The organism is Labrys sp. HAY1-8F (assembly GCF_056754975.1).
In genome coordinates this window covers 1,906,797-1,917,249 of the sequence record NZ_JBPGWZ010000001.1, presented here as the reverse complement: position 1 = coordinate 1,917,249, position 10,453 = coordinate 1,906,797, and the positions used below count along the sequence as shown (strand labels likewise).

Annotated in this window: 10 protein-coding genes; 3 read left to right on the top strand and 7 right to left on the bottom strand. The window is 63.9% G+C overall.

Features of this window, described 5'->3' with window-relative positions; all coding sequences use genetic code 11:
- Nucleotides 1-422: 422 nt before the first annotated feature.
- The 6 genes from ACR9ZN_RS08810 to ppaT are packed head-to-tail and all read right to left on the bottom strand — an operon-like array spanning nucleotide 423 to nucleotide 6,698.
- Nucleotides 423-1,196 carry an ABC transporter ATP-binding protein gene (locus ACR9ZN_RS08810; protein ID WP_454819003.1) on the bottom strand — a complete coding sequence of 258 codons (774 nt, stop codon included), beginning with the start codon at nucleotides 1,194-1,196 and terminating at the stop codon, nucleotides 423-425.
- On the bottom strand, nucleotides 1,189-2,064 hold the full coding sequence (locus tag ACR9ZN_RS08805; RefSeq protein ID WP_481271923.1) for an ABC transporter ATP-binding protein: 876 nt from the start codon (nucleotides 2,062-2,064) through the stop codon (nucleotides 1,189-1,191). Before ACR9ZN_RS08805 ends, ACR9ZN_RS08810 begins: the two co-directional genes overlap by 8 nt.
- On the bottom strand, nucleotides 2,061-2,840 hold the full coding sequence (locus ACR9ZN_RS08800) for an ABC transporter permease (protein ID WP_481271922.1): 780 nt from the start codon (nucleotides 2,838-2,840) through the stop codon (nucleotides 2,061-2,063). The genes ACR9ZN_RS08805 and ACR9ZN_RS08800 overlap by 4 nt, the downstream gene beginning before the upstream one ends.
- A 46-nt stretch (nucleotides 2,841-2,886) precedes the next feature.
- The gene (locus tag ACR9ZN_RS08795) at nucleotides 2,887-3,867 is read right to left on the bottom strand and encodes an ABC transporter permease (protein ID WP_481271921.1); all 981 of its coding nucleotides are present in this window, start codon (nucleotides 3,865-3,867) and stop codon (nucleotides 2,887-2,889) included.
- A gap of 10 nt (nucleotides 3,868-3,877) precedes the next feature.
- Entirely contained in the window at nucleotides 3,878-5,491 is a 1,614-nt protein-coding gene (locus ACR9ZN_RS08790; RefSeq protein ID WP_481271920.1) for an ABC transporter substrate-binding protein, read from the bottom strand.
- Nucleotides 5,475-6,698, bottom strand: a complete 1,224-nt coding sequence (gene ppaT, locus ACR9ZN_RS08785; protein ID WP_454819013.1) for a pyridoxamine--pyruvate transaminase — start codon at nucleotides 6,696-6,698, stop codon at nucleotides 5,475-5,477. The genes ACR9ZN_RS08790 and ppaT overlap by 17 nt, the downstream gene beginning before the upstream one ends.
- A 385-nt stretch (nucleotides 6,699-7,083) precedes the next feature.
- On the opposite strand from ppaT, the gene ACR9ZN_RS08780 reads away from it, so the two are divergent.
- Nucleotides 7,084-8,139 (top strand): lysylphosphatidylglycerol synthase domain-containing protein, encoded by a 1,056-nt coding sequence (locus ACR9ZN_RS08780; protein ID WP_481271919.1) that lies wholly within the window; start codon nucleotides 7,084-7,086, stop codon nucleotides 8,137-8,139.
- Nucleotides 8,140-8,183: 44 nt separating this feature from the next.
- Here ACR9ZN_RS08780 and ACR9ZN_RS08775 read toward each other — a convergent pair whose 3' ends face one another.
- Complete coding sequence (locus ACR9ZN_RS08775; RefSeq protein ID WP_481271918.1) at nucleotides 8,184-9,098, bottom strand: bestrophin family protein; 915 nt, start codon at nucleotides 9,096-9,098, stop codon at nucleotides 8,184-8,186.
- A 204-nt stretch (nucleotides 9,099-9,302) separates the two neighbouring features.
- Here ACR9ZN_RS08775 and ACR9ZN_RS08770 point away from each other — a divergent pair, with 204 nt between their 5' ends.
- Together ACR9ZN_RS08770 and ACR9ZN_RS08765 are read left to right on the top strand one after the other, a co-directional pair.
- The gene (locus ACR9ZN_RS08770) at nucleotides 9,303-9,701 is read left to right on the top strand and encodes a VOC family protein (protein ID WP_481271917.1); all 399 of its coding nucleotides are present in this window, start codon (nucleotides 9,303-9,305) and stop codon (nucleotides 9,699-9,701) included.
- 186 nt (nucleotides 9,702-9,887) lie between these two features.
- Nucleotides 9,888-10,403: a hypothetical protein gene (locus ACR9ZN_RS08765; protein ID WP_481271916.1), complete on the top strand. Its 516-nt coding sequence runs from the start codon at nucleotides 9,888-9,890 to the stop codon at nucleotides 10,401-10,403.
- Nucleotides 10,404-10,453: the final 50 nt, after the last annotated feature.

The following is a 10,453-nucleotide window of genomic DNA, read 5'->3' as shown; positions in this document are numbered from 1 at the left end:
AATGGGAAACCCTACGTCCCCCAACCTTCAGCGAACACTCCGCTACCCCCGCCAATCGGCCGGTTAAGCCAGAGCTCCTTGTCCGTGAAGCGACACGCCAGCGCCGCCGCTCAATCCGCGGCAACGCCGTCCGTCGATGGCCGCTGTATAGAGGCCACAAGACGCCTATGTCAACGCCCCCTTTTGCGGATTTTTGCAAAATCGTCATGTGACCAAATCGGGACAGGACAGGAGCTGACCCGCATCCCTATCGAAACCTCATTGAAACACCCGATTTTCTGCATCTGGAGGCCCAATCAGGAATAATTTACCATATTGCGGCGCATCAAAGATTTCCTGCGCTCTGTGGATAAATTCCAGTCGAAGCCAGCCCGGCGCGCCAAATTCAGATCAGAATCGGCTCAGCTTCGGCAGAAAAATTTTCAGAATCTCATTTTGGGCGCCGCAGCGACCAGCAAACGGGTCGTTTCGCTCTGCGGCGCCGCAACAAGCTGGCCGGGCGGACCGGCCTCGACGATCCGCCCGGCATCCATCACGCAGAGCCGGTCGCACAAGGCCGCCATCACCGCCAGATCATGAGCGATGAACAAAAGCGCCGTGCCGCCACCCTCCCGTATGTCGAGCAACAAATTGAGGATCTGCGCCCTTACAGCCACGTCGAGCGCCGAGACCGGTTCATCCAGAATGATCAGGGCCGGATCCGTCGCCAGGGCCCGGGCGATGGCAACACGTTGGCGCTGGCCGCCGGACAGCTCATGAGGGAAACGGCCAAGCAGCCGTTCCGACAAACCGACCCGATCCATCAACGCCAGGATACGTCGCCTCTCCTGTTCGCGTGACAGCGCGTGCCAGATCCGCAGGGGATCGCCGATGACGCGCCCGACCCGGGCGCGCGGATTGAAGGCGGCCAGCGATTCCTGGAACACCATCTGCAGCCGCGGCCTGATACGGCGCAGTGCCGCGCCGGCAAGATGCGTGATCTCGTGTCCTTCGAAACGGATGGAACCGGAATCGACCGGCTTCAGCCTCAGAATCGCCCGGGCCAGGCTGGTCTTGCCAGCCCCGGAGCCTCCCGCCAGGCCGACGATCTCGCCCGGCGCGATGGCCAGGTCCACGCCATTCAAGATGACGTGCCGGCCGCCCGGTCCGTGGACGCTGCTGTGCAGCGCCTCGACTTCAAGCAGGGTATCAGCCATGGCCGGCATCTCCCGTCGCCTGCGGGATCCTCACGGCAAAATTCGAGGGATCGATTTCGGCAAAACGGCGCGAGCGGGAAACTCCGGCTTCCCGATGCCCAAGTTCCTGATACCCAAGTTCCCGGCGGGTCTGCAACAAGGCCTTGAGATAAGGGTGGGCTGGCGCCCGGAACAACCGTTCCGCCGGACCGGCTTCGACCAGGCGGCCCTGGTAGAGCACGGCGACATCATCGGCCAATTGGGAGGCCAAAGCGATGTCATGGGTGACGAAGACCAGGGTGAGCCCGCTTGCCGCCATCAGTGTGCGAAGCAGCTCGACGATGGCGTGCTGGGTGATCGAATCGAGTGCGCTGGTCGGTTCGTCCGCGATCAGCACGATGGGCTCGCTGACCAGCGCCGCGGCGAGGGCGATGCGCTGCTTCTGACCACCGGAAAACTGGTGGGGGTATTTACGGGATGCGGTGTCAGGCTCGGGCAAAGCCACCCGTTCGAGCCAGTCCCTCGCCAACGCCAGCGCGTCCGCGCGGCTTCCTCCCCGGCAGGCTCGGCGCGCCTCGGCAATCTGGTTGCCCACCCGGATCAGCGGATCGAGGCTCCCACCGGGATCCTGGAAGACCATGCCGATATCGCGTCCGGGACGCGGTTCAGACGCAAAGCCCGGCCGGGTCAACCTGCCGGTGCTCACCGCATTGGCCGGCAGCAGTCCCGCGAGGGCGGATGCCAAGGTCGACTTGCCAGATCCGCTTTCCCCCAGCAGGGCCAGATGCCGTCCGGCCTCGATGTCGAGGTCGATGCCCTGCAAGGCCGGCTGCATGCCGGCGCGATCGCGATAGGAGACGCCGAAGCCGCGGAGGGAGAAAAGCTTCATGCCGCCGGCTCCCTCACGCGCAGCGCCTTGGCATAACCTCGCCCCGTAAGATGGATCGCCAGCACCATCACAACGAGAGCGAGGCCCGGCACCAGCGACAGCGATGGTGCGCTACGCAGCAGGGAACGCCCCTCGGCCACCATGCTGCCCCAGCTCGGCCTGTTGGGGTCGCCGAAACCGAGGAACGCCAGGGCGGCCTCGATCAGCACCGCCGCTGCCGCGATGATCGCCGCGAGCGAGATCACCGGCGGCAGGGCATTGGGCAGGATCTCCCGAAAGCCGATGGCGAGCGGATGCATGCCGGCAACCCGGGCCGAAGCAACGAAATCGCGTTCACGCAGGGAACGAATTTCCGCCCTTGCGATGCGGGCTGGCTGAGGCCAGGCACCGGCGGCGACGGCCAGCACGATGGCCGGCAGGCTCGGCCCGGTCACGCTGATCAGCGCCATGGCCAGCAGGAAGGCCGGTACCGTCTGGAAGGCATCGCTCAGGCGCATCAATATGTCATCGGTCCAGCCGCCGAGAAAACCGGCCAGCGTGCCGACGAGACAGCCGAGCAGAAGGGAGGCCAGCGCCGAAGCAAGTGCCACGAGAAGCGTGGTGCGGCTGCCCCAGGCAAGCTCGGCGGCAATGTCGCGACCCAGGCGATCGGCTCCCAGGGGATGGGCTGCATCGGCGAAGGGCGGGAGCAGCGGCGGCGCGGTGATGGCAAGCGGATCGCCCGGAAAGATCACCGGCGCCGTCAATGCCAGCACGCCGAACACGGCGAGTAACAACAGGCCGACACGCCCCTCCCCCTGCGCAGCATGGCCATCAGCATGGTCATGCGACCTGCTCGCTGGCGCCGATGCGCGGATCGAGCCAGGCCTGCACGAGATCGGCCAGCAGATTCATGACGATGACGACGACGGCGCTGAACAGCACCACGCCGAGCAGCAGCGGGGTATCGCGGCGGGAGACCGCCTCGGCCGCCAGGCGGCCGAAACCGGGAATGGCGAAGACGCTTTCCACCACCACGCTGCCGCCCAGCAGGGAGGCGGACTGCAAGCCGAGCATGGTAACCACCGGCGCCAGAGCATTGCGGGCGACATGGTTCAGCGCCAGCCGCCAGCCGGAAACGCCGCGAGCCCTTGCGGCCCGGATGAAATCGGCATGCCAGACCTCCTCCATGCCATCCCGCAACAGGCGCAGGAACAGGGTCATGTAGAGCAGGCCGAGCGCACTGACGGGCAGCACCAGATGCCAGGCGATGTCCCTGGCCCGTTCCAGGCCCGCCTTGCCGGAAGCCATCGTCTCGAAGCCGCTGGCCGGGAGCCAGCGCAGCATCACGGAAAATACCAGGATCAGCACCAGGCTGAGCCAGAAGCCGGGCATGGCGTAGAGGGCGAGCGAGCTCAGCGACAGAATGCGATCCAGCCAGCCATTCGGGCGTGTACCCGCCAGGAAGCCGAGCACGATGCCGAGCAGGAAAGCCAGCGCCAGCGCCGAACCCATGGTGATCAGGGTCACCGGCAAGCGTTCGAGCAAAATGCCGAGCACAGGCCTTTGAAAGGCGGTCGACCAGCCGAAATCGCCCTGCGCCAGGGCCGACAAATAGGCCCTGAGCCGAAAGGCCGGCCCCTGGTCCAGCCCCCACTCGCTCCGCAGTTCAGCGATCCTCGCCGCATCGGCACCACCGATACCGGCGACATAGGCATCGACGGCATCGCCCGACGCGGATTCGAGCATGAAGAAGGCGCCGATGACGACCAAGAGCAGAACCACGACGGCCCCACCCAGGCGTCGAAGTAAGCGCGAGATCACGGGCGGCTATTCACGGCGCCATCTCCGGCAAGGCGGTATCCGCCCAGGACGACACCGCCCAGCGCGGATTGTTGGAGACGTTCTGCAAATTCTCGCTGGCCACGGTGATGAAGGAGAATTCAGCCACATTGATGAGCGCGAGATCATCCACCACCAATTTCTGGAACTGCTTATAGAGCTCCGCTCGCTTTTCGGGATCGATCTCGATCGCTGCCGAGGCGATCAGCGCATCGGTCTTGGGATTGGCGTAGCCATACTGGTTCGAGAAGGGCACTCCAGCCGGGATGCCGCTCTGGAACAGGATGGTAGTCGAGATCGCCGGGTCCTGGCGGTAGACCGGCGTTCCGACAGCCAGATCGAAGGCGTGGTCGGTATAGACGGCCTTCAAATGGGCCGGCGAATCGTTGGAGACAATCTCGGCATCGATACCGATCTTGGCCAAGGCCTGTCGCAGATAGGCACCGAACTGCACGGTCTCGTTGAAGAAGGGCGCCGGCAGCAGCTTGAGATGGAAACGGACACCGTCCGCGCCCTTCTTGTAGCCGGCTTCGTCGAGCAGGGTCTCGGCCTTGGCCGGGTCGAATTCATAGCGCTCGACATCGGGGTTGTAGAAGGTCTTGTCGGTCTGCGGCACGGGACCCGTGGCTGCGGTGGCATAGCCGCGGAAGATCGCCTGCACCACGAAGCCCTTGTCGATCGCATGGGCGATGGCCTGGCGTACGCGCAGATCCGCCAGTTCCTTGCGGGTATGGTTGATCTCGACGATCATCTGATAGGTCAGGGCCTCGTAGCCATTGGCATAGACCTTGAGGCCCGGCACCTTGGAGATGCGGTCGAGATCGGCCAGCGGCACGGCCGAGAAAGCAGCAAGCTGGATCTCGCCGGCTTCGAGCGCCGCGCCGGCCGACTGCCGATCAGACAGCACCTTGAACAGGATCTCGTTGAAGTGCGGCTCGCCCTGGGCCCAATAGGCCTCGTTGCGCTTGAGCAGATAATATTCGCCCGGCTTGTGCTCGGCGAATTTGAACGGCCCGGTGCCGATGAGCTTCTCATTGGCCGGGTTCTTCATGATGTCGCTACCGGCAAAGACATGCTTGGGCAGTACCGAGGTCAGGGCCGGCAGGCAGTTGCGAATAAGCTGGAAGGGCGTCGGCGCCGAAAAACGCAGGATCGCCGTCAGGGGATCGGGCGTATCGACGCTGTCGAGATCCTTGAACACCACGCGGCCGAGATTCTGCAGCTTCTTCCACACCTCCAGGGCGGAGAAAGCGACATCGGCGGACGTGAAGGGCTTGCCGTCATGCCATTTGACATCCGGACGCAGCTTGAAGGTGACGGCCTTGCCGTCCGCCGCCCCCTCCCAAGACAAGGCGAGCTTCGGTGCCAGACCGTCCGGACCGTTGAAATCGGCCTCGGCCAAGGGCTCGATCACCTTGCTGGCGACGAAAAATACGCCGTTCGAAGCAACGATGGCAGGATTGAGATTGGTCGGCTCGGAATCGGCGGCAACGGTCAGGCGACCGGCCGGCACCTCGCCGGCTCGCAGGCGATGCGGCAATCCGAGCGCCAGGGCCATCCCGGCACTGGCAAGCAGGAAGGAGCGGCGATTAAGCAGGATCGGCATGTGCAACCTCCCGGGAGGAGCCCTTCGAATCAGCGTGATTGGATGACGCCCGCTCGAGAATGGCAAGCGCGGCATTGACCCCGGTGCCCGCATCGGCCGGCCAGCAGAGATGATTAAGGGCACCACCGAGCGCGGCTATGGCTGTCACGGCCAGCATCGGCTCGGCTGCCGGCCCCATGTGACCAATGCGCAGCACCTTGCCCGCCGTCTCGCCACGGCCGAGCGACAGCATTACGCCGTAGCGCTCCAGCAGCGTATCGCGCAAGCGGATGTCTGCCATGCCTTCCGGCACGTGGAAGACCGTGGCGGAGGGCGCAGCGATCGCTTCGCGCGCCGGCCATAGCTTCAGGCCCAGGGCCTCCAGTCCAGCCCGCGCTGCTGCCGCCGTGCGGGCATGGCGGGCCCAGACCCGTTCGGGTCCTTCCTGGAGATAGAGATCGAGCGCCGCGTCGAGGCCATGAATCTCGGCCAGCGACGGCGTGACCGGGAACGCCCGCCCCACTTCGGCCGCCAGTTCCCAATCGAGCAAGGACAGGAAAGAAGCGCGCGGGGCATCCGGATTGGCCTTGATTTTCTCCCAGGCCCGGTCGCTGACGGCGAGCAGGCTCAGGCCCGGTGTGGCCCCCAGGCATTTGGCGGCGGAGGTGACGAAAATGTCGATCGCCGCCTCTTCCGGGTGCACGTCCAGGCTGCCGAAAGAGGAAACGGCATCGGCGATGACATAGGCACCGTGCTCGCGGCCAAGGCGCCCGATTTCCGCCAGGGGATTGAGCGTGCCCGAGGGTGTGTCGTGATGGCAGACGGTGATGATCGAAATATCGGGGCGCGCCGCCAGCGCCTCGCGCACCCGATCCGGGTCGATCGCCTCGTCGAACGGCACCGCGAGCTCGATCACCTCGCCGGCATAATGGCGCGCCCACCCTGCATAGCCCTTGCCATAGACGCCCGAAACGAGGTTGAGCACGACGTCCTTGCGGCCGATCAGCGAGGCGGCGGCAGCCTCGAGCCCCAGCAGTGCGTCCCCCTGCAGGATCAAAGGCAGATTCGAAAGGCGCAAGGCAGCCTGCAGCTTGCCGACCACCGAGCGGTAGAATTGCTGGAAAGCGTGGTGCCCGTCATAGACGGCGGGCCGCGCCATGGCGCTGAGCACAGCCGGATAGGCCGTAACCGGCCCGGTCGTCAGCATGAAAGGCGGTGGTGCAAGCATGGAACAGTCCGAGTGAAAAACGATTTGATCGAATGCTAGCTTCGTGGCGCTTTGCCGACAACGCATGAATTACAGCGAGTTAACGCGCCTCAAAAGGAAATACATGTTAGTTGCGTTAAAAGTAGGACTGTCTCCGGCGTGACTGTTCTGCGTCAGTTATCATCCGGTTGTCTTGTCTTCGACACGATCCCGTTGTTTATGGCACCAGCAGAGTTATGCGAAGAGGCCCTCGGATGGGCTTCTTCGCATAACTCTGCAAATGCCCGATAACAAGCAAATCCCTTTTGATGGCGCCCGTGGCACCATCAAAAGGGATTTGCTTGGCGGGACATGGCGCAACGACACGCTTCGGCAACCGGTTCGAAACCTTACCCAGACGGATGTGATGAAGAACAAGCTCGAATATGTTTGGCCGGTCATCGGGCTCGCCGCCGTCATTTTCTCGGTCTACCTCCTGTCCAAGGAACTCAAGGGCGTCGAAGTCGGCCAGGTCTGGCAGGCCGTGGTCGATCGTGGGCCGTGGATGATCCTGCTGGCTTTCGTCTCGACCACTTTGGCCTACGCCGCCCTGGCTTGGTACGACCGCATCGCCCTGATGCATGTCGGCAAGAAACTGTCCTGGCCGGTGGTCTCGATCGTCTCCTTCGTCGCCTATGCCCTGGGGCACAATATCGGTGTGTCCGTTCTCTCTTCCGGCCTGGTGCGCTACCGAGCCTATTCCAAGATGGGGTTGAACGCGGCCGAGGTCGCCGTCGTCACAGCATTCTGCGCCTTCACCTTCGCCTATGGCGCCGTGTTCCTCGGCGGCATCGTGCTGGTGGGCGAGCCCGAGCTGCTCTCGCGCCTGTTCCACTTCCCCACCAGCGCCGCCTTCATGCTGGGTCTGGCCATGCTCGGCTTCGTGCTGCTCTATCAGGCCGGCTCGATCCTGCATCTCAAGCCCCTGCGCATCCGCTCGCTGCAGATCGCCTATCCCAAGCCCACCATCGCCTTCCGGCAGCTCTTCGCCGCGCCGATCGAAATCATCGGCGCCGCCGGCATCATCTATTTCGCCCTGCCCAACTCGCTCAATCCCGGCTTCTTCATGGTGCTGGGCATGTTCCTGGCCTCGTTCTGCGCCGGGCTGATCTCGAACGCCCCGGGCGGTGTCGGCGTGTTCGAGGCCGTCTTCCTGCTGATCATGCTGCCGGCTGGCGCCAATCCGAGCGATCCGGCAGTGATCCAGTCCAAGGCCGAGATCATTGCGGCTCTGCTGATGTTCCGCCTGCTCTATCTGCTCATCCCGCTGGCAATCTCCTGCGTCATCGTGCTTTACACTGAGCGCCAGTCCCTTGGGGGTCTTCTCGGCTCGGTCGTCGGCGGCAAGGCGGTAGAGAGCAAGGAAGCTCCGCCGGCAATCAAGCTCGAAACCGTGCACCAGGATCCGCCCCAGCATTCGTGAGCCTTGCGCGGCAAGCTGCGGATCGCAGCTTGCCGGACAGCCTTTCAGCTCAACACGAAATCGACGGGCTTGGGGGCCTCGGGCAGATCGGTCTCGCCGAGATCTTCCAGAATGTTGATTTCGATGGTCCGGCAGATCGCCATCACCGGCAGGCTGTTCGGCGTGGAGCCGAAAGGTGCCACCAGTTCGTCACCGAGCACGTCGAGACCGAAGAAGGTATAGGACACGATGGCCGCGATCACCGGCGTCCACAACCCCATGCTGTCAGCCAGCCCGAAGGGCAGCAGGAAACAGAACAGATAGGCGGTGCGGTGCAGCAGCAGGGAATAGGCGAAGGGCAGCGGCGTCTGCTTGATGCGCTCGGCTGCGGTGAGATCGGCTGAGAGCGCCGAGATTCGTTCCTCGAGGATTTGCCCCATCTGCGCCGAGATCCGTGCCTTGTCGAGGACTTCACCAACCAGGCGGCTCATCTGTAGCAATAGGCGATTCGGCCCATGCCGGCTCGCGGTGATGGTTGCGCGATCGGCCGCAGCGAGATGGCGCAGCGCCGCCTCGTCCGGTGCCTCGTCCCGCAAATGGCAGCGCACCAGATCGCAAAAGGCGATGGCGAGAAGCGCCAGCCGCCGCGCCGCCGCCGGCTCGGCGGCAAGATAGGCAAGGGCCTGGCGTGAAAGGCCCCTGGCATCGATCACCAGCGCCCCCAGGATCTTGCGCGCCTCCCACCAGCGGTCATAGCTCGCAGTGTTGCGAAATGCCGAGAAGATCGAGAGCGCCACGCCGATCAGGGAGAAGGGCAAGGCGGCGATCGGCGGCACATGGATGAAGCCGCGGGTTTCCAGCAGCGTCACCGCGACCGAAATCAGCACCACCACCAGCATTTGCGGCCAAATCTGCGGCACGATGGAGCCGCGCATGATGAAAAAGAGTTCCCATGCCTGCGGGTTTTTGCGAACGATCATAAAGGGGCGATCCGATGAGGGCCTGCGGCCGCATGTGGCACGCAGGACGGGTTGTGCCACAGCGCGAGAGCGACGTGAATTTTCTCACCGCCACATCGGGATGCCGTATTGTCGCGGCCGTCCGGCCCAGCAAGATTCCAAACATGTGCAGAATTGCAGTACCGGCTGCCTGATCTGGCCGGCGTTTCAAAACAGGGAGAGACGATGCCGCAGCATCTGGGTGCAATCACACTGGTCGTCCGCGACTATGACGAGGCCAGGGATTGGTATGTCGGCAAGCTTGGCTTCGACGTGGTCGAGGACAGCGATCTCGGCGACGGCAAGCGCTGGCTGCTTGTTGCCCCGCCGGGCGCCGGCCAAACCCGCCTGCTGCTCGCCAAGGCCGCCTCTCCCACGCAGACGGAGGCTATCGGCAATCAGACGGGCGGCCGCGTCTTCCTGTTCCTCAACACCGACGATTTCTGGCGCGATCATCGCCTCTATCTTGGGCGTGGCGTGCGATTTCACGAGGAGCCGCGGGTGGAGGCCTATGGCACCGTTGCTGTTTTCGAGGACCTGTACGGCAATCTCTGGGACCTGCTGCAACTGGCGGCCCCGGCGTGAGATGCCGCGGCGGAGATCCGCGACGGCGATCTTTTCATCCTTTAGGCCTCTTGGTGTCTGATCGCACACCGCCCTCTCTCCGCCTCGCGCGGAGAGCAAATGCGGTTGACGATGATCGCGAGATCATTTAAGTTAGCGTTCGTTCACTAACTTAAATGATCTCGAGCAAGCCAGCAGGACAGGACCATGACCTCTCCTACGCCGTCGCAGACCAAGGCTTTCTCCACCGGATTGCTGGCCTATGCGCTCGCGAGCATCGTGCTCGCCTTGTTCTACTGGGGCGTCTATCTCTACATCGACAGCCTGCCCTGCCGCGAACTCCTGTGCAATTTCGAATGGATTCTGCTCTTCTTCGGCCCGATCGTGGCGGTGTTTCTGGTGGCACCGCTCACCAATTTCGGGCTCCTTCTGTGGGAGCGTCGGCGCTCGTCGAGCGTCTGGCCGTTGCTGCGCCTCGCCTTCAGCGCGATCGGCGCCGGCTTCTCGGCCCTGGTCGCGGCAACCTTCACCATCCAATTGGCGCGGCGCGGCATGGCCATGATCGATCTGTCGCCCCAGAGCCTGATCTTTGCCGTGATCTTCCTGACCGCGACCTGGCTCAACCTGCGCTGCGCCGAGGCCATCCTGCGCAAGGGTGACATCTGTCCGTGGCGCCGTCGACGGACGACCTCGTCCGGTCATTGGAAGGACGCAATCGGCTGAGATTGATGAATCCGGGTTCGCGCCGGCAGGATGCGCAAGCCTGAGGGGGA

What these genes read in the sequence shown, in the direction of transcription:
- ACR9ZN_RS08810 (WP_454819003.1), bottom strand. Translation starts at nt 1,196, where the DNA reads ATGGCTGATACCCTGCTTGAAGTCGAGGCGCTGCACAGCAGCGTCCAC.
- ACR9ZN_RS08775 (WP_481271918.1), bottom strand. Translation starts at nt 9,098, where the DNA reads ATGATCGTTCGCAAAAACCCGCAGGCATGGGAACTCTTTTTCATCATG.
- ACR9ZN_RS08765 (WP_481271916.1), top strand. Translation starts at nt 9,888, where the DNA reads ATGACCTCTCCTACGCCGTCGCAGACCAAGGCTTTCTCCACCGGATTG.
- ACR9ZN_RS08805 (WP_481271923.1), bottom strand. Translation starts at nt 2,064, where the DNA reads ATGAAGCTTTTCTCCCTCCGCGGCTTCGGCGTCTCCTATCGCGATCGC.
- ACR9ZN_RS08790 (WP_481271920.1), bottom strand. Translation starts at nt 5,491, where the DNA reads ATGCCGATCCTGCTTAATCGCCGCTCCTTCCTGCTTGCCAGTGCCGGG.
- ppaT (WP_454819013.1), bottom strand. Translation starts at nt 6,698, where the DNA reads ATGCTTGCACCACCGCCTTTCATGCTGACGACCGGGCCGGTTACGGCC.
- ACR9ZN_RS08780 (WP_481271919.1), top strand. Translation starts at nt 7,084, where the DNA reads ATGAAGAACAAGCTCGAATATGTTTGGCCGGTCATCGGGCTCGCCGCC.
- ACR9ZN_RS08770 (WP_481271917.1), top strand. Translation starts at nt 9,303, where the DNA reads ATGCCGCAGCATCTGGGTGCAATCACACTGGTCGTCCGCGACTATGAC.